The sequence below is a fragment of the Pseudoalteromonas sp. MMG033 genome, assembly GCF_057197785.1.
The window spans coordinates 2,169,196-2,192,631 of sequence record NZ_CM170070.1 but is presented as its reverse complement, the minus strand read 5'-3'; the positions used below and the strand labels follow the sequence as shown (position 1 = coordinate 2,192,631).

The 23,436-nt window shown below is 43.9% G+C and carries 16 protein-coding genes; 8 read left to right on the top strand and 8 right to left on the bottom strand.

Features of this window, described 5'->3' with window-relative positions:
- Positions 1-614: 614 nt before the first annotated feature.
- Complete coding sequence (locus tag AC2CZC_RS09585) at positions 615-6,149, bottom strand: two-component regulator propeller domain-containing protein (RefSeq protein WP_484584641.1); 5,535 nt, start codon at positions 6,147-6,149, stop codon at positions 615-617.
- A gap of 244 nt (positions 6,150-6,393) precedes the next feature.
- Here AC2CZC_RS09585 and AC2CZC_RS09580 point away from each other — a divergent pair, with 244 nt between their 5' ends.
- The gene (locus AC2CZC_RS09580) at positions 6,394-7,914 is read left to right on the top strand and encodes a response regulator (RefSeq protein WP_484584640.1); all 1,521 of its coding nucleotides are present in this window, start codon (positions 6,394-6,396) and stop codon (positions 7,912-7,914) included.
- A 4-nt stretch (positions 7,915-7,918) separates the two neighbouring features.
- Here AC2CZC_RS09580 and AC2CZC_RS09575 read toward each other — a convergent pair whose 3' ends face one another.
- Complete coding sequence (locus AC2CZC_RS09575; RefSeq protein WP_484584639.1) at positions 7,919-9,649, bottom strand: CocE/NonD family hydrolase; 1,731 nt, start codon at positions 9,647-9,649, stop codon at positions 7,919-7,921.
- 207 nt (positions 9,650-9,856) lie between these two features.
- Here AC2CZC_RS09575 and AC2CZC_RS09570 point away from each other — a divergent pair, with 207 nt between their 5' ends.
- Complete coding sequence (locus tag AC2CZC_RS09570; RefSeq protein WP_484584638.1) at positions 9,857-11,971, top strand: alpha-amylase family protein; 2,115 nt, start codon at positions 9,857-9,859, stop codon at positions 11,969-11,971.
- A gap of 18 nt (positions 11,972-11,989) precedes the next feature.
- Here AC2CZC_RS09570 and AC2CZC_RS09565 read toward each other — a convergent pair whose 3' ends face one another.
- Positions 11,990-12,859 (bottom strand): LysR family transcriptional regulator, encoded by an 870-nt coding sequence (locus AC2CZC_RS09565; RefSeq protein WP_484584637.1) that lies wholly within the window; start codon positions 12,857-12,859, stop codon positions 11,990-11,992.
- A 101-nt stretch (positions 12,860-12,960) separates the two neighbouring features.
- Here AC2CZC_RS09565 and AC2CZC_RS09560 point away from each other — a divergent pair, with 101 nt between their 5' ends.
- A complete protein-coding gene (locus tag AC2CZC_RS09560) occupies positions 12,961-13,338 on the top strand; it encodes a YybH family protein (protein WP_484584636.1) in 378 nt (125 codons plus the stop codon).
- Positions 13,339-13,380: 42 nt separating this feature from the next.
- Here the strand turns inward: AC2CZC_RS09560 and AC2CZC_RS09555 are convergent, their stop codons facing one another.
- The gene (locus tag AC2CZC_RS09555) at positions 13,381-13,845 is read right to left on the bottom strand and encodes a CreA family protein (protein WP_484584635.1); all 465 of its coding nucleotides are present in this window, start codon (positions 13,843-13,845) and stop codon (positions 13,381-13,383) included.
- Between the two features lie 203 nt (positions 13,846-14,048).
- Between AC2CZC_RS09555 and AC2CZC_RS09550 the strand changes: the two genes are divergently transcribed.
- Together AC2CZC_RS09550 and AC2CZC_RS09545 are read left to right on the top strand one after the other, a co-directional pair.
- Positions 14,049-14,801 (top strand): hypothetical protein, encoded by a 753-nt coding sequence (locus AC2CZC_RS09550; RefSeq protein WP_484584634.1) that lies wholly within the window; start codon positions 14,049-14,051, stop codon positions 14,799-14,801.
- Between the two features lie 304 nt (positions 14,802-15,105).
- A complete protein-coding gene (locus tag AC2CZC_RS09545; RefSeq protein ID WP_484584633.1) occupies positions 15,106-15,870 on the top strand; it encodes a hypothetical protein in 765 nt (254 codons plus the stop codon).
- Here the strand turns inward: AC2CZC_RS09545 and AC2CZC_RS09540 are convergent.
- Entirely contained in the window at positions 15,867-17,660 is a 1,794-nt protein-coding gene (locus AC2CZC_RS09540; RefSeq protein ID WP_484584632.1) for an ABC transporter transmembrane domain-containing protein, read from the bottom strand. The two genes, AC2CZC_RS09545 and AC2CZC_RS09540, sit on opposite strands and share 4 nt — an antisense overlap.
- Before the next feature lie 264 nt (positions 17,661-17,924).
- Between AC2CZC_RS09540 and AC2CZC_RS09535 the strand changes: the two genes are divergently transcribed.
- The gene (locus AC2CZC_RS09535) at positions 17,925-18,971 is read left to right on the top strand and encodes a PLP-dependent cysteine synthase family protein (RefSeq protein ID WP_484584631.1); all 1,047 of its coding nucleotides are present in this window, start codon (positions 17,925-17,927) and stop codon (positions 18,969-18,971) included.
- A 56-nt stretch (positions 18,972-19,027) separates the two neighbouring features.
- On the opposite strand, the gene AC2CZC_RS09530 is transcribed toward AC2CZC_RS09535, so the two are convergent.
- Positions 19,028-20,434 carry an alanine/glycine:cation symporter family protein gene (locus AC2CZC_RS09530; RefSeq protein ID WP_484584630.1) on the bottom strand — a complete coding sequence of 469 codons (1,407 nt, stop codon included), beginning with the start codon at positions 20,432-20,434 and terminating at the stop codon, positions 19,028-19,030.
- A 202-nt stretch (positions 20,435-20,636) separates the two neighbouring features.
- On the opposite strand from AC2CZC_RS09530, the gene AC2CZC_RS09525 reads away from it, so the two are divergent.
- Entirely contained in the window at positions 20,637-21,584 is a 948-nt protein-coding gene (locus tag AC2CZC_RS09525; protein WP_484584629.1) for a bile acid:sodium symporter family protein, read from the top strand.
- On the opposite strand, the gene AC2CZC_RS09520 is transcribed toward AC2CZC_RS09525, so the two are convergent.
- Both AC2CZC_RS09520 and AC2CZC_RS09515 read right to left on the bottom strand, forming a co-directional pair.
- Positions 21,581-22,015 carry a hypothetical protein gene (locus AC2CZC_RS09520; RefSeq protein WP_484584628.1) on the bottom strand — a complete coding sequence of 145 codons (435 nt, stop codon included), beginning with the start codon at positions 22,013-22,015 and terminating at the stop codon, positions 21,581-21,583. The genes AC2CZC_RS09525 and AC2CZC_RS09520 overlap by 4 nt on opposite strands.
- 67 nt (positions 22,016-22,082) lie before the next feature.
- The gene (locus AC2CZC_RS09515) at positions 22,083-22,265 is read right to left on the bottom strand and encodes an alternative ribosome-rescue factor A (RefSeq protein WP_063361116.1); all 183 of its coding nucleotides are present in this window, start codon (positions 22,263-22,265) and stop codon (positions 22,083-22,085) included.
- Between the two features lie 190 nt (positions 22,266-22,455).
- Here AC2CZC_RS09515 and AC2CZC_RS09510 point away from each other — a divergent pair, with 190 nt between their 5' ends.
- Positions 22,456-23,412 carry an alpha/beta fold hydrolase gene (locus AC2CZC_RS09510; RefSeq protein ID WP_484584627.1) on the top strand — a complete coding sequence of 319 codons (957 nt, stop codon included), beginning with the start codon at positions 22,456-22,458 and terminating at the stop codon, positions 23,410-23,412.
- Positions 23,413-23,436 lie beyond the last annotated feature (24 nt).

Here is a 23,436-nt window from a genome sequence, read left to right as displayed (position 1 = left end):
CAATCCTTGCCTATAACCTTGACTGGCACACTCAGCATTTTTAATAGAGATGACGTAAAAACAATTTAAACGCACTTTTTAGCTGGGTGTACACCTCGTCAATCCTTGCCAACATACCTTGACCAGTACGCCCAGCATTTTTAACAAAGATGCATTAATGACAATTTAAACGCGCTTTTAGCTGGGTGTACACCTCGTCAATCCTTGCCAACATACCTTGACCAGTACGCCCAGTATTTTTAACAAAGATGCATTAATGACAATTTAAACGCGCTTTTAGCTGGGTGTACACCTCGTCAATCCTTGCCAACATACCTTGACCAGTACGCCCAGCATTTTTAACAAAGATGAATTAATGACAATTTAAATAAGCTTTTAGCTGGGCGTACACCTCGTCAATCCTTGCCAACATACCTTGACCAGTACGCCCAGCATTTTTAACAAAGATGAATTAATGACAATTTAAACGCGCTTTTAGCTGGGCGTACACCTCGTCAATCCTTGCCAACGTACCTTGACCAGTACGCCCAGCACTTTCCAAAGAATATCAGCAAGTTTGACAATGCAGTGCACGCAGAGTTTTTCCAATGCGCGACACCTCACCTAAGTTAGTCTTATACTTGCTCTGATACCATCAGTTCAGGTTGGATGGTTGCCAACAGCGCCTTGGCTGCATCAAAATCGTAATCATCAATTAAGCTCACCAGTTGCTGGAACGCATCAACAAATTTTGTACCTTCATACACAGGTAGCAATTCACTAACTAAATCAATGGCATCGGTATCATAATCTTCAAGTAATACTGTTAATTGAGCCAACATCTTTGCGACTTGCTGCTCCGTTAAGGCACTCGGTTGAGGTATTGGTGCTTTATCCTCATTGGACTGATGATTTAAAACTTGCTGAATCGCAAAGATTAAGGGCTCCAATTTTTCATGTACTTGATTTAATGCAGATGCATGTGGCTGTTTATCAGCACATAACTGCTCCAACTCACCTGCTGCGGTCTGTACTTGCGTCGCACCTATATTGCCTGCCGTCCCTTTTAAGGTGTGAGCACAACGCATCGGCGCATCGGGATCGGTATGTTGTTGCTCCAACGCCTCCTCAAAGTGTGCATGAAAATGCTGCTGACGATCAACAAAACGCTTGAGTAAGCGTTTAAATAGGGCTGAATCGCCTTGTGATATAGACTTGGCAATACCGGTGTCGATGCCTTCAATATCGGGATAATCCGTATCGCCCATCGCCGTTTGAGGCTGTTCCGTATCGGTTTTAGGCGGCTTAGAGACTGAAATCCACTTTCGTAAGGTTGCGAACATTTTTTCGATATTGAGCGGTTTGCTAATAATGTCATTCATGCCGCAAGCAAGTGCCGCATCTTGATTATCCATCATAACACTGGCGGTCATTGCGATTACTGGCAAAGACTCAAACTGGCTTTGCTCACGTATTTTTCGCGTCGCCGTATATCCATCCATCACAGGCATCTGACAATCCATCAATACACCGTCAAACGAGCTTTTAGCCAACATATCTAGTGCTTGCTGCCCATGCTCCGCGACTTCAACTGCGATACCTTTGCTTGTTAATAAGGTCACTGCTAGCTCTTGATTTAAATCATTATCTTCTACTAATAACAATCGAGCACCAGCCAGCTGATGTGCTTGCTCGTCGTGCTCGTGACTTTGCTCAGCTGGCTGTTCGCTAAACCCAAACGCTCGCTGCATCGCACTATACACATCATCTGCTAAAAATGGCTTGAGTAAATAGCTCCCTCGCTCAATATGCTTCAAATAAGCGTCAACATTTTGCGCCTCATATAAGGGCATCAAAATACAAGGCACTGCAGGCTTTGCCTGCTGTACTTGCTGAAGATAACCATGGGCCTGTTCAACACGCATATCAATGAACACCATGTCTACGGGTAATAATAAGTCACCGAAATCCGTAATGTCGGCAGAGGATACACTGCGTGATTCAATGTCAAAGCGGGATAAACAAGAGCCTAGATAACGGCTTGAACTAAAGTTATCATCAATGATCAGCGCCTGTGTCGCTGGTAACTTCTCTAGCGCTACAGGTACACACAGCGCATCATCAAGTACCAGTGTAAAACTAAAAGTACTGCCCACTCCCTGCGCACTTTGACAATGGATCTCACCTTGCATTAACTCCACTAGCTTTTTACAAATGGCCAGCCCAAGTCCTGTACCACCATATTTTCTCGTCGTCGACGTATCGGCTTGAGAGAAAGAGCTGAATAATTTCGCTTGCTGCTCTTGTGTCATGCCAATACCTGAGTCAACCACAGCAAACTTTAAGGTTAACTCTCCGGCCAATTGCTGCTCCACACGCACATCCACCAGCACTTCGCCACCCTGCTCGGTGAACTTCACCGCATTACTACCGAGATTAAGCAGTATTTGCGACAAACGCAGTGGATCGCCAATTAACTTACTAGGCACTTTCGGGTCAATATGCGCACATAGCTCCAACCCCTTCTCTTTCGCTTTCACTGCAATTAAATCTAAGCAGCTGCGCAAGGTCTCTTCTATTGAAAATTCTACTTGCTCAATATCTAGCTTTCCGGCTTCAATTTTAGAAAAGTCCAAAATATCATTGATGATGCCAAGTAAAGACTCTGCACTACGGTGAATTTTCTCCACATAGTTACGCTGCTTAAAATTCAGTTCTGTTTCCAATGCTAAGTAGCTCATGCCAATAATGGCATTCATTGGTGTACGTATTTCATGAGACATATTCGACAGAAAATCTGACTTCGCTTGGGTGGCACTTTCTGCGCGCTCTTTGGCTTGCTTTAGTGCAGCTTCTAGTCCTTTCGAGTCTGAGATATCCATATGAATACCAAACATTTCTTTGCGCCTGCTATCTTGATTCACAAATACACTTTGTCCCATGCTCAAAATCCATTTCCACTCTCCACTGGCGGTTTTCATGCGCAGTTCACAGCGGTAAGTGTCTGACTGCTTGCTAAGATGCGCCTGAAGTGCACTTTCTACCAATGCCACATCATCTGGGTGAATAAGCTCCCGCCAACGCTTGATGGTGTTGCCATAACGCAGTTCAAGCTCCCCTTCTTGATACCCCAACATGGTCGACCAAATACCATTGGTGACGAGTAAGTCACTTTGGCAATCCCATTCCCATGTGCCTGCATTAGCGCCTTGCATGGCCAAATCTAGCCTCTGCTCCGCCTCTTTGAGTTCGCTGTAGGACAATGAATTGGCAAGTGCCACTGCAATATGATTGGCGACAGAGCGCAAAACATTTAAATGCACTTCTTTATACGCCCTTGGTTTGTTTGACTGTACGGTAAATACCCCAATCACCTTGCCATCAACAATCAATGGCGCACAAAATACAGACTTGGTCTGCTCACCATAGAGGTTATTACAGGCTTTGAGCCCCACTTTTTGCCAGCTCTCATCGCTTGCAGCATAAAACTCTTGGCCACTAGATACACAATAAACATCGGCACTGCTCACTACCTTAGTATGGCTTTCCAATGCCTCATAGAGCTCTCCTTGTTGCATGGCATAAATGTAATCTATGTAGTTTTTCTCAGGATAAAACACGCCAACGGCAAAAAATTCGCAATGAAGGATATCGCTTAGGTGCGTGTAAATGGTTTCACTGATCACATGCATATCGTAAGTAGCTGCAACCTCTTTACCTACTTCACCAAGGACCACAATATCGCGCGTACGCTTAGCAATTTTACGCTCTAACTCAATGCTATTTTCACGTAACTGCCTAACTCTCAGCCAAAACCCAAGCAACAAAGCAATTACGACAATGACCGGCATGGAAATTTGAAACCACAAGGTTTGATACCATGCCGGCACGCTTATCACCTTCAGCTCAATCCCAACTTGATTCCAAACACCATGATTATTACTCCCCTGCACCCTAAAGCGATATTCTCCTGGGGGGAGCTCTCGGTAGTTAACAATATGCTCTGGTGTGATGTCACTCCATTGATCATGATATCCCACCAGCCAAGTACGGTAGCGGTTATCATCTGTCGCTTGAAAATCCAGTGCAGCAAAATGAATTGATAAATTTTTATCTTGATGGCCCAGACGAATTTCACCACTGTCAATTTCAATGGGATTTCCATCGACAAAAGCCTGTGTAAATGCAACAGGAGGCGCACTGGTATTCACTTTCACGTCTTTTGGGTTAAACCCTGTGATCCCATCAATGCTGCCAAACAAAATTTGCTCGTCAGAGACAATAAAAGAGCGCGCTAAAAAATGATGGTTTATCAAACCATCATTGGTGGTAAATTGATGAAAGATGCCATAAACAGGATCAAACTTGAATACACCACTGGCACTGGCAAACCACAAAAAACCCTCTTTATCTTGGGCTATCGATTGCACGGCAAAATTTACCTGTGAGGCGGTATTGTCGTACTGTTTAAATTGTTGGGTCGCAATATCAAAACGGGTGATCCCTAAATTAGTAGCCAGCCAAATATAGTCGCCTTGCTGCATGACATGACTGACATAATTCCCATTTGGTCCCACTTGCTCGCCATGGGCGGTATACTGCTCAAAGTTAGAAGTGATGGGGTTTATTCTAAACACCCCCTCTCCATCGCTACCCGCCCATATGTACCCTTCACTGTCATGAAATGTAAACTCTAGATCTTGCCCTTCGAGAAAATGTACGATTGCGTTATTACCCATATCCAGCTTTGTTAAGCCACCTCGTCCAGATAGGACTAACCACATACTGCCCTGCTTATCAAAGCTAATGTGCTCTACAGAGCGGCGAGAATCCTCCAGCCATGACAACGGAACTATACTCAAAGATTTATTATCTTCATCAACACGGTACACACCAAAGCTTGTCGCAGCAAACAGTTGCCCATTAAGATCTCGAGCCATACTGTGTACACGTAATCGGTAGTTTCCCTGTAAGGTTTTTTCATCTGCAAATGGCGTGAACTGAGACTGACCATCAAAATGCACCAAGCCTCGACCAGTGCCAAGCCACACACCGCCCGATTTGGCTTGTTCAATCGTCAAAACTTGATTGAATAACCCTGAAAGTAACTGCTCACTTAAAAAGTTTTGCCACGAAATAAACGCGGGAGGATTTGGAAAGACTTTTTGCACGCCGGAGTAGCGCGTGGCAGCCCATAATAAGCCACTGTCATCAATTAATATTTGTCTCACATCGCGATTTTGTAATAAGGTAATATCGCCGTTTTCAATCACAGGCACAAATTGATTTTCTCGGGGCGAAAAACGATAAACCCCGGCAAAAGTGGCCAACAAAATATCTTCGTTAAAGTGATGTAAGCGCGTCACGCTGGGCAATGCACCTGATGGAATATTATAAATTCGATACTCGGCAGTTTCCGGGTTGAACAAGCCAAAACTGGTGCGCGTCGCTACCCATACCCGGCCTAGGTTATCAACAGAAACCTGACGTACCTCAGCATGATCCAAGGAGTTAGGTGCCACGCTAAACCCCTGAAATTGTCCAGTATCTCGGTCTAATCGATACAAACCATTGGAGGTCCCTACCCAAATACCGCCTTTATTTCCTTCACTGATACTCCAAACACGATCGCTGCCCAAACTATATGGGTTGTCTTGCTGCATCACAAAGCGCTCAAAGCTTTGCTGATCTTCTTTCAAGCGGTTAAGGCCGCCGCCATTTGTGCCCACCCACAAGGTACCGTCTCGGCTTTCAAATAGCGTTTGTACTTTATTTGCCCCCAATGAATTGGGGTTTGCCTCATCATGTTTAAAATGGGTAAATTGCTGCTTATCCCGATTAAATAAGTTTAATCCGCCGCCCCAAGTGCCCGCCCAAAGTCGCCCCTGTTTATCAAACAACAGCGCCCCAACACTGTTTGCTGAGAGAGAGTTGTCGTCATTCGGATCATGGTTAAAACTGACAAATTGATAGCCGTCGTAGCGCTTTACTCCATCTGCACTGCCAAACCACATAAACCCTTGGGGATCTTTTGATACCGCGTAAATCTGCGGATTAGCCAACCCGTTATAAGCGGATATAGCCTCCACTTTAACTTCAGTGGTGCCTCTGGCACTTCCTGCAAACACACATAAAACTAGCAAAACAAAATACAGCCGCCAAAGGCGCATATCTGACTCCTTGAATCATCTGAATGACACACTAAACCTTAAGGTTTCACCACGCCCAATTAGCATAGTGCGTACTTTTCAAATTGGGTAAGTGTATGCATAATTATTAGACACTTTTCGATAACATGTGCAAAATAAGAAGAAGTTAATTTTTGTCTATCAATCACTCAGTTATGCAGTCGCGTGCTAAGGACAGTCAATTAGCCAGTAATTCTCATGAAGCAAATTTGACGTGGAGAGCTCAATGACTTGGAGTGATAACCCTCAACCACTGACTGTGTTAATTGTGGAACCTCATGAAACCATCCGTTCCATGATAGCCAGTACGGCAAAAAAACTAGCGCCAAGCGTTACCGTTGTGCAAAGCTCTAACGGCGTAGATGCAAGAGAAAAGCTCAATTACAACGACATACAATTAATCATCTCAGAGTGGAAACTGCCAAAGCTCGATGGCATTTCATTATTGCAATATGTGCGCAGTAACCCGCGCACAGCCCAGATCCCATTCGTTATGACGTCCGCCACCATAGATCAAGGCAATGTAATGCAAGCGATTCAATGCGGCGTATCCGAGTACATCGTCAAACCCTTTTCAAGCCAAATTTTACTATCACGTTTACAACGAGCATTGAGTAAGCCTGTTCGTCCCATGAAAGCCGAAGCAGCTGAGCAAACAGAGCAAAAAGAACACATTACACAAGTCTTAGTAGTTGATGATGTCGCTGATAACATCAAAGTGATCAGTGATATTTTGCGTAAAGATTACAAAGTAAAAGCGGCACTGAACGGTAAAAAAGCACTTCAAATATGCGCAATGGAACCGCAGCCTGATTTGGTACTGCTGGATATTATGATGCCAGATATGGATGGTATTGAGGTGTGTAAACGCCTTAAAGCCGATCCCAATACGCAACATATTACGGTGATATTTTTATCTGCATTAGAGCAAACAGAGCACATCGTCAAAGGATTAGAATTAGGGGCTGTTGATTACATTACCAAACCTGCCAATCCCTCTATTGTTCGTTCTCGGGTAAAAGCCCACTGCCGTGCCATCGACTCTAATCGCCTCATGCGTGCACAAATTGATACCATGATGGAAAATGCAAAACTGAGAGATCAATTTGATACGGTAAACCAACAAGAAGTCGTTAACCCCATTAAAGAAATCCAAACCGCCAGCAACGCGCTATCAACCCATTTAAATGACCCGCAAAAAGCACAGCAATATTTGGACTTTATTCAGCAAAACTGCCAGCAATTGCAGTCACACCTAGATAATATGCAAGCGCTGCAAAAAATTGAACGTAACGAATATCCATACAACCCATCGTCACTGTCAGTCCATAGCATTCTCGATAAAGTGATATTGGGATTAAGTCACATCATCTCCAAGCAGCAAATCAACATAGCCAATACCGTGCCTGATGGCTTGCAAGTAAAAGCGGAACAGTCATTGTTGTTCGCTGTATTTACCCACTTGCTGCAAAATGCACTCGAAGCCTCATCTAAAGACAAAGCAGTCACAGTCAGTGCACAAAGTGACAATCAATTTCATACCATAGAAATACACAACTCAGATGCGATTGCTCAGCCGATTCGACAAAACTTTTTAGACAAGTTTGTATCTCATGGTAAGGGGACTCGTTCAGGCTTAGGTACATACACCGCCAAACTGCTCACTGAGCAGCAAAAAGGCTATATCGAGTATCGCAGCGATGAGCAATCAGGCACCTCTGTCTTTGTCAGTATCCCCATGGCGTAATCATTTATTGGCTAAGTGGCAGGTTTAAAGGCTTTACCACATCGGCGTTTGGAGCTAACCACGGGATCTGAATATGGCTGGAATAATCATCGCTATGTAGTATGCGTATCTCAGCTTCTTGCGCATTTGCCATGGTGTGAAAAGCGACGGGTAAAGCACTATTAAAGTGTTTTTGTTGATGCCACTTTGATGAGCGAAAGAGAAACCGTAATTTACACCCCTGATTAATCTCTCTTGCGACCCAATCAAAATCATCAAATTTGACAGAGAAAGGTACATTGATAGGGGTTGAAACAGGTGAGGATAGCGTATCTCTATACTTAATGCGCCGCTGTGCTTGGCTCAAAAAACGCATTGCGCTATCTGGGCAGGCTTCAAAAGCCTCTAGATATACATCGGTATCGGCAACATTTATGCTAAGCCAAATGTGCGCCTCAAATTGACCAAATAGTACTTTATTTTGCTCCAGTGCCGGAGTTTCAAACGCTGCATAACTGCGTTGCTCGCTCGGTAAGTCCACCGAGCCTGTCATATCAAATTCCTTAGGCAAAGTAATCTCTTTTTTTGGATCATAGTTATAACTGCTGTATGGTACTGGACTAACGCTATGTTCCCCCTGATTTATTAGCATGCTTTGTAAAGAGACAAGTTCTATATTGGAGCCGGATCCCAGGCTATGCTGACCAAGCCACTGTCCTTTACTTTGTATGTACTGGATCACCGGCAGGTTTAAGTAATCAGGCTTGTTTTTCCCTTTCAATGTCCAATTAAACCAATCTAAATAAACCTTTGGCATATCAAGCATAGATTGGGGCTTAAACTGCGCTTGATGTACCTGCCTTTTAGGCATTCTCGTGCCACTATGATCCCAAGGCCCCATGATTAAAGAGTGTTGCTCAAACGCCTGTTGTTTTGCCCATTGCTGATGGTTTTTATAATATTTTAAAGTGCCTCGCTGATCGCCATCATAATGACCTGTTATCGACAAAATCGGCATTGATATTTCAGTATAATCACTCCGCTCTGGCACCATATTTTGCCAATATTTATCGTAATTTGGGCGCGCTAGCCAAGCTTGATAGACCTTGGATAAATGACTGTTATATTTATCTAAATCTTTAAATGCTGTGCCATTATTTTTTTGCTGTAAATATGCATTGCTCCAACCATCTCCTGAGCCATAGCGCTTACTCTCATCTTTGGATAGCACAAAGTCCAACCACGATATCGCGTAATCAGAAAAGATATTGTTTCTTATGGGAAAATCATATCCCGGATACACAGATGCAATGGCAACCATAGAGTGTAGTGAAGGCGGTCGGTATTTCTGTATCGCCCACTGCGCAAAACCTCGATATGAACCACCTAAAGTCCCGACTTTACCATTACTTAGTGGGTACTGAGCCAAATACTCAATGACATCGTAACCATCTTTTCCCTCATCAATAAAAGGCACAAATTGTCCAGTAGAATCGCCTAAACCTCTGCTATCTACCGCAACAAATATATAGTCATGTTGACTAAAGTATTCACCTCTCGACTTAGCTTCGGCTCGTCCATAAGGGGTAAATTGCACAATGACTGGAAACTTCTTGAATTGATTCTGCTCTTGTTCAGGCAAATATAGCGTGGCCGCCAATTGGGTGTTATCACGAAGCGGGATTAAAATATCTGTGGCAGCTAAAGGCGAAAATTGAACGCCCACAAAAAGAATAAATAATGCCAAAGCTCTCATAATCAGTCCCTAAAAAACACCCTAATAGATATGATATAACACACCAAAAACAGCGAGGCAAATTTATCCGAACAGACTGAAACATTGTACTTTACACCCCCAATGTGACCTTTGCATACGTATTCAGCACCGTTCTTCGCCAAACATGCTAGGTTAAAATTGAACTGGACAAAAAACACCCCAAGTGAACCTGCAAGGACATGCGATATGATAAAAAACATTCAACCCCAAACCTTTTACTCTCCAACTGCTGCACAATATCTGCTTGGCGGCGCGCTACTCTGCTGTACGCCAACGTTATGTTTGGCAACCGATGATGTGATGTTACAAGGCTTTTATTGGGATGTGCCTGTAGATGAAAAAAACAAAAATGGCATTTGGTGGGATCATTTAACTGAGCAGGCACCCAGCTTATCCCGTGCGGGTTTTTCCAGCATTTGGATCCCGCCACCTTCTAAAGGTAATTGGGGGATCATCGATATGGGCTATGGTGTATACGACCATTATGATCTTGGCCGTTACTTGCAAAAAGGCAGTATTGAAACGCGTTTTGGCAGCCAAAGTGAGCTAACAAATATGATCAATACCATGCAACACCATCAAATCGAAGTCTATGCAGATGTGGTACTCAATCATATCTACAGCAATGAACAAGACAGTGAAATTAACCCTGCGGTCAAAGCATATGCCATGAGCAAAGCCCACCAACATCAGCACGTTGCTTACCCTAGTAATGAAATTAGCTGGCAACTCAAAGGTGTACATGGGCGAATTTATATTAAGATTCAAGGCTATGGCTCTACCATGCCATGGACGCAACACATCAGCTCCAGAGGGTATAACCTGAGTATCACCGAGGCTAAAAATACCGTCACATCAACTACGATTTACATAGAGCAAGAACCAAATGACGGTAATTATGCAACTACCCGTCCTGGCAGTAACGCTTTTTCTGGTTTAAACACCACACTACGTGGGCGCATTATTGACCAAGCTGATATCGATGAATACTGGTTGGATGTACCACACAAAGCGGATTTATATATCAAGCTTAGCGCAAAGCAAGGAGACATAAATAGCCCCACAGCTTGGTTTGATGCGCCACAAAATAATGGCTTTTTACCAATCGAAGTGTGGCAACAAGACGCGCCCAATCAAACGGCCCAAAACATCACGCATACACATTTGTATGCTTATACCAATACTCGGATAACCCCACCAGCAAGACATACCGACGGTAATTACCCCAGTAGCGATGATGGCTGGCAATATGATGACTTTCACCCAGTGAATGGTGATGACTGGCTAGGGGAATTGGGTAATGATGAGGTTATCACTAATACCAAGTTTTTTGGTAATGATACCAATACCTTTTCACCACGCGTGCAGCAGAAGTTAATTGATTGGGGGAAGTGGCTTAAAGCACAGCATAAATTTAATGGCTTTCGACTCGATTTTGTACGCGGTTTTCAGCCAGAGTTTGCAGCAAAATGGGTCAATAGCTTGCCTAAAAATCATGGCAGGCAGCCATTTGTCGTCGCTGAATATTGGGGCGGCGATAGCAGTATTAAGTCATGGATAGAATCAGTACAAAGCGCTGGCGCAGATATCGATGCGTTTGATTTCCCTCTAAAATCAGTGCTAACGCAAATGAGCAATCAAGATCAAAGTTTTGATATGCGCACACTCAACCATGCCGGACTTGTACGAAATAATCGCGGTAATCATCTAGCGGGCACGTCAGTGGTCACCTTTGTTGAAAACCACGACACAGGCAAAGAGCATGATAAATGGGTACATAAAGATCATAAGTTAGCCTATGCCTATATATTAACTCATGAGGGAAAACCCACTGTATTCTATTCCCATTATTTTGCGGTAAAACAGCACGACTATCATGATCCAACCCTTACAACGACCGCGCCTGTGAGTTTACAACAAGATATCAAGCAATTGATATTCGCTCGTAACACCTATATGGATGGCGGCTTAGTGGTACTTTCCGAGCAAGGTGCCCCTTATGGTGATGTGCAGCATGTCTATGTTGCAAGGCGATTTGGCAAACACAACAAACAAGGTGCCATTATTGTATTAAACAATCATGACGCCGAACGAAAAGGCGTATGGGTGACAACCCATGCAACCGGGTTTAGTGACCTAGCGGGTCAAACGCTCGTAAATGCATTCGATAAGAATGACAGAGTCACCATCTACGATGATGGCAGAGGGTACTTCACGGCGCCCAGCCGAGGTTATGCTGTTTATGTGCCACAGCGAGACTTTGAAGCTTATAGCAACGCACAATCACATATCACCAATTAAAGATAATAAGATAACAGGCTAGTCCATGCTCTGGGCTAGTTTTTTTTCAATCGCTTGCAAACATACTTTGATACTCATTGGTACTTGCTTATCAAATGTGTGCAGTGCAAATATCGGATTTGCTTTTAGACTATACTCTGGAAACACCTCACATATTTGCGTGGCGAGCTCTGGCAACTTAAAGTCGGGCACCAAGCCAATACCCGCTCCTTGCGCTATCATGGCAAAGCACGTATCAAACGTGTTTACTTGGCAGCTGGCGCGAGTTGAAAATACTTTTTCCTGCCCTGTAGAAGAAGTAAAAACATGCTCAATGTGCTGATCTTGCCAAATATTAGCAATATAGCGTAACGCTTCAGGAGGCTGCGTTTTTAAGAGAGTTGATGAGCCGCACAGCACATCTTTAAATTCTCCCACCCAACGCTGCTTCGCATCGCTGTTTTTCGACCGCCCGACACGAATTGCCAAATCGATATTTTGTGCTTGCAGGTCAAGCTGTTGATCATCAGCAACCAGCTCCAGTTCAAGCGCTGGATATTCGATGCACACCTCAGCCAGTGCGGGCGCGACTAAGGTCGTCATTAACACGTTCGGTGCGGTTATTTTGACCTTGCCTTTGGCCACATCATTAAATTGTGCCGTCTCTAGCCAAGCTAACTGAGCAGTTTGATTAATTAACTTACATTGCTCATAAAAGGCCTGCCCAGCAACGGTTAGGCTTTGCTTACGCGTTGTGCGTCGCAGTAGCATTACCCCAAGCGCTTGCTCTAGCTCTTTTAAATGCTGGCTCAATACAGATTTGGATAACCCGAGGGCATTGGCGGCAGCTGTAATCGTTCCACTTTCAACAATCTGTGCAAACAAAGACATATGCCGCAACTTATTCATTAATTGTTCTTCCAGACTAAACAGTACGTTCTTTTTACCTTGTTTTTTAAATCTAATTAAATCGCTATGCTAAAACAAGTTTAATTTATCGGAGCAATCGAATGAGCACTCACACAACGCAACTGGCACTTTATAAAGCAGGTATTAACGCATGGCAACAAGCCTTTAATCGTCAAGATGCGCAAGCGTGTGCGCAGCAATATACAAAACACGCCACGATGAAAGCACTGCCATTTGGAGAGTTCACTGGTCGTGAGCAAATTGCGCAGTTTTGGCAAGATATCATGGATCAAGGTTTTCACAGTGTCGACTACAGCGACGTTGATTGGCAGCCGTCTCCTGAAGGCGGCTATATTCTGACTTCAAAATGGACCATGAATAAAGCCTATGGGGTGGTGCATAAAGAGCATTGGGTCATTGAAGAAGATGGCCATGCACGTCTGATATATGACGAGTTTGAAGTATTAGGCGAAAAGTAATTGCTTTGTCATGGCCGAACTCAGTTCGACCATGACATCCATTTATTGCTCTGTCTTTGCAGTGACATAGGCGGAAGTGCCCCATAACGGCACCGTCGATAGGCTGTGCTTAAAACTGCCAGATGTTTCTTTAGTACTATATGATAAGTACATCAGCGTCTGACTTTTAGCATCATAAATTCGACGCACCTTCATACTTTTTAAAAAAATGCTCTTGGATTTTTTAAATACCACTTCTCCAGATTTCGATTTATCAATACTGGCTATCATGGCAGCTGTGATCTCACCCGTTTGACGACATGAGATAGAACTATCACTTGGGTCCGATAAGCTTAAGTCAGCCTCAACACTGGCAACATGGCATGTAACACCTGTCACCACAGGGTCAATCATTGAGTCTAATTTAATGTCTTTTAGCGTAAATAACCCCAAAGAAACGTCACCAACCTCACTGTCTGAACACCCTGTGAGGAGTAGCCCCATTACTAACACCATGTATTTTTTCATTGCCTTTCCTTTTTTGATAAGTCATCAACAAGCTGACTCTATGATTGCATCTTACCTTAACCTTCTCAACCTTAACTAAATGAGATGGCATGTTTCATTAAATTGCATCTTTCAAAATAATTCTGTTGCTATTAAAGGAAAAACCGATACCATCCACAGCCGCAATAAATCTCATCAAAAATCTTAACAGGGATCAGAAGTATATGAAAAAATGTGCTGCAGCTTTGACCTCCTTAATCGTCTTAACTGGTTGCCAATCGACACCACCAGAAGCGGACCCAGGTTCTGTGCGCTTAGATAGTCCAGAAGTACATAGCCAGCCCTTCAATGTAAAATTGGCAATCGGCACAGATAAAGGTCGCCCCATTCCTATCGGCGATGCCCCGCTTGAATCAAATGAATCAGATTTTTATGCCAGTGCAGAAATGTCTCTAGGAGGCGGCTTTTCTGCAAAGTATCAAGTGGGCAAAGCAGTCAAATGGTCGATAAAATACCAATTTTCCGGACAACATGCAGAAACAGCACAAGCTGGCAATATCTCTCATGCAATAGCTGTTGGATACTTATCCGATCAAGAGTCAGGTTACGGAGAATATAAGAATCACAACTCCGCTACAATTCATGGAAATTGGGAACTTGACCATGACTTTATTGATATTGCATGGATAACAGGTTATCGCTTCTCAGAAGACGCGCTTATATATGGCAGCGCATTTTATCAATTTGGCGAAATCGATGGTGCTTTTTATAACAGCTGTAGCGGACTAAATACGCCTGAGTGCGCCCAAAACCACTTTTCAGATGATGGCTCTGCATATGGCCTCAGCGTGGCCGTAGAATATGCATTGACTAAGCATTTTCTGTACTCAATGGAAGTAAGTCACAGCCGCTTGAATTGGTTTAATCGCAACGAGAATGACACCCTCGTTAATGGTAATTTTATCTACCAATTTTAAGCAGTAATTCGCTCAATACTCTGTACTTTATCAAGCTGCAACTCACATAAACTCTGATAAAGTACGGAGCTTTCAACTAGTCCCCTGATGTGTGCCAATATCAATAATTTGCCCCTTATCTATTAACACAACCACACGCGCATGGGGCACCACCTTACTGCAAACGGCACAACCTAACTAAGCCAATGTAGTTTTTCATGAAATAGCTTATTTTTAATTCACTATGTTGCTATTACAGGAAAACTCGATACTATCCATAACCGCAATAATTATCATTTAAAAGCTCAATAGGGATTATAAGTATATGAAAAAATGCGCTGCAGCTTTAGCTTCTTTTGTCATGCTCACTGGCTGTAACTCTACGCCAGAAGCTGACACGGGTTCAGTTCGACTCGATAGCCCAGAAGTACACAGTCAACCTTTCAATGTAAAATTAGCAATCGGTCTAGACAAAGGTCAGCCAATCCCAATTGGTAATACGCCGCTTAAATCAAACGATACAGGCCTTTACGTTAGTGGTGAAATGTCTCTTGGTGCCGGCTTTTCAGCCAAGTACCAAACAGGCAAGGCTGTTAAAGCAACGCTTAAATACCAGTTTTCAGGACAACATGCCGAATCTGCACAAGTCGGTAATGTTTCTCATGCCATTACTTTTGGTTATTTATCTGATCATGAGTCTGGTATAGAAAGCAAGGAGCAAGGTAACTTCTTGCCTTCAACTAATAGAGCTTGGGAGTTGGACCATGATCTAATTGATATTGCGTGGGTAACTGGCTACAGATTATCAGAGGATGCACTATTATATGGCAGTGTATTTTACCAAACTGGTGACATTGACGGCACTTATTACCAAACAACATACGAGGGCTGTAATGAGCCATACGCACCAGAATGCACTCTAAGTCACTTTTCAGATGATGGCTCCGCATATGGCCTTAGCTTAAGCTTTGAGTATTCATTCACAAGCAGCTTTCTTGGCTCATTGGAAGTCGTACACAGTCGCTCCAATTGGTTCAACCGCAATGAAAATGACACCCTCGTTAATGGTAATATTATCTACCAATTTTAAGTAGCCATACTCTCACTACTCTGTGCTTTATCAAACTGTAATTCGCATAACTTTTGATAAAGCACGGAGCTCTCAAGTAACCCCTGATGCGTACCCATATCAACAATTTGACCTTTATCCATCACCACTATCACATCCGCATGAGTCACGGTTGCCAAGCGGTGGGCAATAATCAGAGTTGTCCTGTTTTGCATTAATTCATTGAGTGCTGCTTGCACATGAAATTCACTCTGCGCATCCAATGCACTGGTGGCTTCGTCCAATAACAAAACATCGGGGTCTTTTAAAATAGCACGCGCAATGGCGATACGCTGTTTTTGACCACCAGATAATCTCACACCTTGCTCTCCTAAAAAGCTGCCATAGCCATCTGGTAATTGCTCGATGAAGTCATGAGCGTGGGCGCGCTTCGCAGCCTCTATCACTTGCTCATCAGATGCGTCAGGGTTACCGTAACGAATGTTATGCCAAACGTCAGAGCTAAAGAGCACAGGATGTTGTGGCACCATGCCCATTGAGTGGCGTAATTCGGTCAGTGATACTTGCGTGATCACTTCATTGTTAAACTCAATCGTCCCTTGCTGAGGATCGTAAAAACGCTGTAATAGCTCAAACAAAGTGGTTTTACCTGCACCAGATGGGCCAACCAAAGCCACTACTTTTCCTTTCAAAATAGCTAAATTAATATCTTTGAGTGCAGGTGTATCTGGCCTTGAGGGATAGTAAAAATCCACATTTTTAAATGCAATACTCACCTCATTTCCATGATGCATTGGCTTTGGCTCGGCCACATCTTTAATAACACTATCGATTTGCAATAGTTCCAATAAACGACTGGCTGCGCCCGCTGCGCGTTGCAACTCGCCGTACACTTCTGCAATGGTTGCTACCGACATCGCCACCATAATGGCGTAAAAGATAAAAGCGCCTAACTCGCCGCCTGTCATGCGTCCTTCAAGCACATCCATACCACCGACCCACAGCATCACACTAATGGCACCAAAAGTCAGGAAAATCACAGCCGCGATTAAAAAAGAACGCTGCTTAATACTTTGTCTTGCGACATTAAATGCTTTCTCTACCTCACCGCCAAAAGCGTGTTTTTCTTTTGCTTCGTGGGTGTAACTTTGCACCACCTTGATATGTTGAATGATCTCGCCTGCGTAGGTACTGATATCCGCGATGGCACTTTGATTGTTCTCCGACAGCTTGCGTACCCGTTTACCAAAAATCATAATAGGTACTAGTGTCAATGGCACACAAGCAACCACCAGCAAAGTCAGTTTAATATTGGTGACAAGTAACATGATTAAGCCGCCGAGCAACACCAAAGCACTGCGCAGTGCCATCGAAAAAGAAGACCCGACAATGGATTGCAGCAAAGTCGTATCCGTCGTCAAGCGTGACATCATCTCGCCACTGCGGTTCTCTTCAAAATAGCTCGGATGTAAATGCACAATTTGATTAAATACCGCTTTGCGAATATCCGCACTGACGCGCTCGCCAAGCCAGCTCATTAAATAAAAGCGGCAAAATGTACCTACAGCAACTAACGAGATCAAAACCACTAACCCAGAAATAGCTTGCGTTAATTGCTCTTTAGATCCAGCGATAAAACCGCTATCAATAACAAATTTCACCCCCTGACCAATGGACAAATTAAGACCTGCGGTAATTAATAAAACCAGCAGTGCTAATAAGGCAACCCATTTATACGGCTTAATAAACGTAACTATGGGTAGCAAGCTCGCAATGGCTTTTTGCTGTTTTTTTGGGGGTATATCGCTCAATTTATTTCCTTTACCTAGATGTATATGCTGGTAAACAGGTCAACTTATGATGCTCAGTGTGCCATATTCACGGCATGATTAAAAAGCGCCCTTGGTGTTGATGAATATTAATTTGCTACAAAAAGTAACAAGGCGAAACGACAAACCTATTTTTGCATGCAAAAATAAAGCTTAAATTATCTCCAAATTACATATAGAATAAGTTATAACCAAAAAGAATAAAAAACTTTTAATCTGGGTAACGCACAATAGGAGTTCATAAATATGAAAAACTGGGTAAAGCAAAGCATTGCGAAAATAGAAGCCGATCAAAATCGTTCTGCAGACACGCATTTGTTTAAATTTCAACTACCACAGTTCAACGATATTTATTTATACCTTAAAGACGAAAGCACCCACCCTACCGGTAGCTTAAAACACCGCCTTGCTCGCTCGTTATTTCTGTATGCGCTGTGCAATGGCAAAATAAAAGAGGGCACCACTGTCATCGAAGCTTCGTCTGGCAGCACTGCAGTGTCCGAAGCCTACTTTGCACAGATGATAGGCGTGCCTTTTATTGCCGTGATGCCGGCATCAACGGCACAAAGTAAAATAGATCAAATCCAATTTTATGGTGGGCAATGCCACTTTGTGGATTGCGCAACGCAAATGCATGACACCGCCGCCGCGCTTGCAAAGCAATGCGATGGCTATTTTATGGACCAATTCATGTACGCCGAACGGGCGACAGACTGGCGTGGAAATAACAACATTGCAGAGAGTATTTTTAATCAAATGAAGTGTGAGCCCTACCCTGTGCCCAGCCTAGTTGTCATGGGCGCTGGTACAGGCGGTACCTCTGCAACACTTGGCCGCTACATTCTGTACAAAGGCTATGATACCAAGCTCATGGTCGTCGACCCCCAGTTTTCTGCATTTTATCAAGGCTATACGACTCATGATGACACCATTTGCACAGGCCGCTCTAGCCGTATCGAAGGCATTGGCCGCCCCAAAGTAGAAAAGTCTTTTCAGCCCGATGTCATAGATCATATGATGCAGGTGCCGGATGCAGCAAGTATTGCAGCGATGTTATGGCTTGAACAATTCACGGGGCGTAAAGCTGGGCCATCCACAGGCACCAACTTGTGGGGTGCTTTAATAAGTGCAGAAAAAATGAAAAATCAAAATAAAGGCGGTGCTATCGTCACTTTAATTTGCGACAGTGGCGAGCGCTATTTAGATACCTATTACAACCCAGAATGGGTTAAAAATAACATTGGGGATATTACGCCGTATCAGCAACAACTCGCTGCGTGGTTCAACACTTAACGATGGGTAGCGGCGGCAAGACTGCCGCTGCTAGCTAACTTGCGCTATATACGCTTTTAATCCCAAACCCCGGGCGCAGTGTTACCCTGTATGCTTGCATCCCCTCGGTGGAACTCGGCGTTCACTCCCGCTCGCTTTTTATCCAAATAGTCCTGAGTCAGGCTCTTTATTGTTGGCGTCAGTAACACAATGGCATAGACATTTACCAAGGTCATCAATCCCAAAGACATATCAGCCAAGTTCCATACCTGCTGCAAACTGGCATTTGCACCCCATATGACCATTGCAAGATAAATACCTGTATAGCTTAATCTCCCCAAGGTATTATCGAGTTTAAAAAAGTGCAGGTTGCTCTCAGCATAGGCATAGTTAGCGACCACCGAAGTGAATGCAAATAACGTAATAGCCAAAGCAATAAAATCATCTCCATACTCGCCAAAATGCACTGCCATCGCCTGCTGCGTTACACTGATCCCCGCCATCTCTCCAGTCGCACCAACTCCCGCGAGCAATACGATCACAGCAGTGCAGCTGCACAGCACAATGGTGTCCACAAACACGCCCAGCATTTGGATATAACCTTGTACAACCGGATGATTTGGGTTAGGTGCTGCCCCCGCTGCCGCATGGGGCACACTGCCAGCCCCCGCCTCATTAGAATACATACCGCGTTGGATACCACTTTTGATTGCTGCCCCCAGCGCCCCTGCTGAGGCTTCTGTCAGTCCAAACGCGGACAGCACAATATCAGCCAAAAGCCCGGGCAATAGATTAAAATTGAGAGCACTGATCATGATCGCGGTGAATATAAATGCCGCCCCCATCCAAGGCACGATAATCTCTGCAAAGCGGGCTATTCGCTTAAGACCCCCCAGTACAATAATACCGGCAACACCTGCTATGACTAGCCCGCTAAGATAAGTTGGTATGGCAAATGTATTGTTCAATGCCTCCGCCATGGTGTTTGCCTGCATCGCACTGAAGCTGGCGCCATAACCCAAAAATAAGCACAGCGAAAACAACACCGCAAGCCATGTTTTACCCAATCCAGCCCGAATATAGTAAGCAGGCCCACCACGAAACTCTTTGCGGCTATCTTTTACTTTATAAAGCTGCCCAAGCACACTCTCGGCAAACCCCGTCGCCATCCCAAGTAATGCAATCACCCACATCCAAAAAACGGCCCCACTGCCACCCAAAGAAATGGCCATCGCAACACCTGCCAAGTTCCCAGTCCCCACTCGGGCACTTAGTCCGGTACACAAAGCTTGAAAGGAACTGATCCCATTGGGGTTTGCACTGCCACTACCTTTTGCAAGCGAGAACATATGTTTAAAGCCCGTAAATTGAATAGCCCGCAATTTATATGTAAACCAAACACCGGCAAATAGGAGTACATAAATCAGGAGCAGCCCTTTCCCCCACAATAACTGGTTTATGAATGCCACACTCTGCTCGACCATAGAGTTTCCTATCACTGTGAATGCCACCCAATAAACATCAAATTTAATGAAGTTGAATGAACATGATTGACTAAGGTTTACTGCTTGTTAACATAACAGTGGGGTGAAAAATATACAAATGCATAAATAGATGCACAACAACATACTCATTCCACAATTTCGCGATTCAATGATCACACTAATCAGTCCAAATGAGAGCTCTATGTTAAATCGAGTCATTCAACTTTTCCCACTATGGGCACTTTTGCTCAGTGCCATCGCCTATATCAGCCCAGATTTTTTTACTCCCTTTAAATCTGCCATCATTCCACTGTTAACTGTGATCATGCTCAGCATGGGTTTGACACTCACTTGGTCTGACTTTAGTAACGTGATTAAAACGCCCAAAGCCATTATGCTTGGTGTGCTACTGCAATATTTAGTCATGCCCATAGTGGCACTGGCCATTGTTTATGCATTTGGGTTAGACGATACAGTGAGTCTTGGCATTATTCTGGTGGGCTGTGTAGCGGGTGGCACGGCAAGTAACGTGATGTGTTTTTTGGCCAAAGGAGACGTCGCTTTATCCATCACGATGACGGCCATCAGCACCTTATTAGGTGTTTTAGTCACACCATTTTTAATCTCATTGTATGCCCAGCAGCTAGTGGATATTCCCATCCAAGCGATGATTTTAAACCTACTAAAAATAGTGCTTGCGCCTGTGCTCCTTGGTTTATTGCTCAATACCTTATTACGAAAGCAAGTAGCAAAAATACAAACTGTTTTGCCACTTTTATCCATGTTGGCTATTGTCTTTATCATCGCCATCATTGTGGCGCTCAATCAAGCGCAGCTTTCTTCGATAGGGCCTGTAATCTTATGTGCGGTGATTGTGCACAATAGCATTGGCTTGTTAAGTGGCTATTGGGCTGCAAGGTGGTGTGGATTTCAAGAAGTCGTCTGTCGAACTATTGCCTTTGAAGTTGGGTTACAGAACTCAGGACTGGCAGTGGCTTTAGCAATGAAGTTTTTCTCACCGGCAGCGGCCATTGCGGGCACTATTTTTTCAATTTGGCATAATATCAGTGGGTCAATACTAGCAAGCTTTTGGAGTAAACAAGCATTGCCTGACACAACCACATCGGAGCAAATTCAAAGCACAGATTAATCAGCTAGCTGCTCCAGCTTAAGTGCAACATGCGTTGAGACCGCAAACCCCAATGTGTGGCGGTCTTTTTTCGGTTCACACAATAAGCGATAGTGGTTGGCTGGCTCAAAATGGAAAATCCCTTCCACACTGCCCTTGTATTGCTTGTTGGCACAGGATGCCTGAATACGATAGACCCCAGGTGCGACCTTCATACTATCAAACTTGGCACTGACATAAGGCAGCCGCCCGCTGAGTTCCTCACCTTGTTCATTCCAAATGAATTCAATTTTGGCAATATAATCCTGTGCATACTGACGAGGGCCTTGCTCTAAAACGATGTGTGCTAAACTCGCTTGCTCTATCCCTTTTGGATTATAAGTAAACGGCGCGGCTTGGCATCCGATAAGTCCAATAGCGATAATAGTCAGTGCACACGTCCTTTTTCGCATTTTATCTCCAAAATTTCATGCCATGAATACGATTTAAAAAGCCTTATTTTATGGCTCGCCGCGTATATTACGCTGCCATAAAATAAGGCTCTTGGCCTTGATGCTTTGCTTTACGACGAAAGCTCCCCTTACCTTTTTTCGCTTTCTCAACTTTGCTCTTAAATACTGGACTAGTTACCAAGGCTTTTAAGGCATTATCTTTAATCTCACCACGATGATGTTCATGGCTGTGATGTACTTTTTTATTCATCATTCATCCTATTAATACGGTTGTGAAATAACAATTGATATTCAGAATAACGGCCAATTTCTATCGCTTTATTTTTGCTATAGTCGGCGCTATCAGCATCAAGTATACACCCTTCTAAAACAAATTAGTTCATAGGCATTTGCTATTTTTACGCCTAAACTGCACTCAGGGCTTTTGCAATTATATCACTATGAAATCAATCTCTATCAGCAGCAATATTTCTATTAGCTATCAAGATGAAGGGGATAAAAACAGGCCTGCTATTGTCTTGATCATGGGGCTTGGTGCGCAAATGACTCTCTGGCCCGATGAACTCTTTTATGGCTTGGTTGAGCAAGGCTTTAGAGTCGTTCGATTCGATAACCGAGATGCAGGCCTTTCAACTCAGTTAGAGCAGTATGGTACCCCTAACTTATTTAAAACCTGGATTAGCGCGCGGTTGCCGATGCGCACTAAAGTCCCCTACACGTTAGAAGAAATGGCCGAAGATACCTTGGCATTAATGAAAGCCTTAAAAATAAAAAAAGCCCACCTTGTCGGTGCCTCCATGGGTGGTATGATTGCGCAGCTTATTGCCGCAAAGCAGAAGAAAAAGGTGCTTAGTCTCACTTCTATTATGTCTTCTTCTTCCTCTCTAAAGTTGACTCATTCCAACCTAAAAGTCTTCTTGCAGCTCGCTAAATTACGCCCTAACAAACCAAATAGAGATGCCGCAATTCGCTACAATATCCGCCTTAATCAATTGATCGGCAGCCCAGCTTACCCCCAAGATGAAAAAACACTGAAAAGTCAGGCAATCGATACCGTTGAGCGCGCAAACAACCCTCACGGCTTTCATCGCCAATTTGCCGCGATGGCTGCAAGCGGTAGTCGTCAGGATCTGATGGCCAAAGTTAAGGCACCGACCTTAGTGATACACGGTGAGTCAGACCCCATAATTCCGAGCCAAGAAGGAGTGAAAACGGCACAGCAGATCCGTAAATCAAAACTAAAAATAGTCCCAGGAATGGGTCACAACATTCCGCCAGAGTTGGCGCCCAAAATGATCAAATGGATAACGAAGCACGTGCGTAAAAGTGAGCTTAAACGTGCTAAAAAACAGGCTGAAAAAAAGCAAAAAGCGCATTGGGGATCAGCGCCCTTCTAGCAATAAAAAAAGCCCATTCACGAA

Coding starts and splice junctions, on each gene's coding strand:
- AC2CZC_RS09585 (WP_484584641.1), bottom strand. CDS start 6,149: ATGCGCCTTTGGCGGCTGTATTTTGTTTTGCTAGTTTTATGTGTGTTT.
- AC2CZC_RS09580 (WP_484584640.1), top strand. CDS start 6,394: ATGACTTGGAGTGATAACCCTCAACCACTGACTGTGTTAATTGTGGAA.
- AC2CZC_RS09575 (WP_484584639.1), bottom strand. CDS start 9,649: ATGAGAGCTTTGGCATTATTTATTCTTTTTGTGGGCGTTCAATTTTCG.
- AC2CZC_RS09570 (WP_484584638.1), top strand. CDS start 9,857: ATGATAAAAAACATTCAACCCCAAACCTTTTACTCTCCAACTGCTGCA.
- AC2CZC_RS09565 (WP_484584637.1), bottom strand. CDS start 12,859: ATGAATAAGTTGCGGCATATGTCTTTGTTTGCACAGATTGTTGAAAGT.
- AC2CZC_RS09560 (WP_484584636.1), top strand. CDS start 12,961: ATGAGCACTCACACAACGCAACTGGCACTTTATAAAGCAGGTATTAAC.
- AC2CZC_RS09555 (WP_484584635.1), bottom strand. CDS start 13,845: ATGAAAAAATACATGGTGTTAGTAATGGGGCTACTCCTCACAGGGTGT.
- AC2CZC_RS09550 (WP_484584634.1), top strand. CDS start 14,049: ATGAAAAAATGTGCTGCAGCTTTGACCTCCTTAATCGTCTTAACTGGT.
- AC2CZC_RS09545 (WP_484584633.1), top strand. CDS start 15,106: ATGAAAAAATGCGCTGCAGCTTTAGCTTCTTTTGTCATGCTCACTGGC.
- AC2CZC_RS09535 (WP_484584631.1), top strand. CDS start 17,925: ATGAAAAACTGGGTAAAGCAAAGCATTGCGAAAATAGAAGCCGATCAA.
- AC2CZC_RS09530 (WP_484584630.1), bottom strand. CDS start 20,434: ATGGTCGAGCAGAGTGTGGCATTCATAAACCAGTTATTGTGGGGGAAA.
- AC2CZC_RS09525 (WP_484584629.1), top strand. CDS start 20,637: ATGTTAAATCGAGTCATTCAACTTTTCCCACTATGGGCACTTTTGCTC.
- AC2CZC_RS09520 (WP_484584628.1), bottom strand. CDS start 22,015: ATGCGAAAAAGGACGTGTGCACTGACTATTATCGCTATTGGACTTATC.
- AC2CZC_RS09515 (WP_063361116.1), bottom strand. CDS start 22,265: ATGAATAAAAAAGTACATCACAGCCATGAACATCATCGTGGTGAGATT.
- AC2CZC_RS09510 (WP_484584627.1), top strand. CDS start 22,456: ATGAAATCAATCTCTATCAGCAGCAATATTTCTATTAGCTATCAAGAT.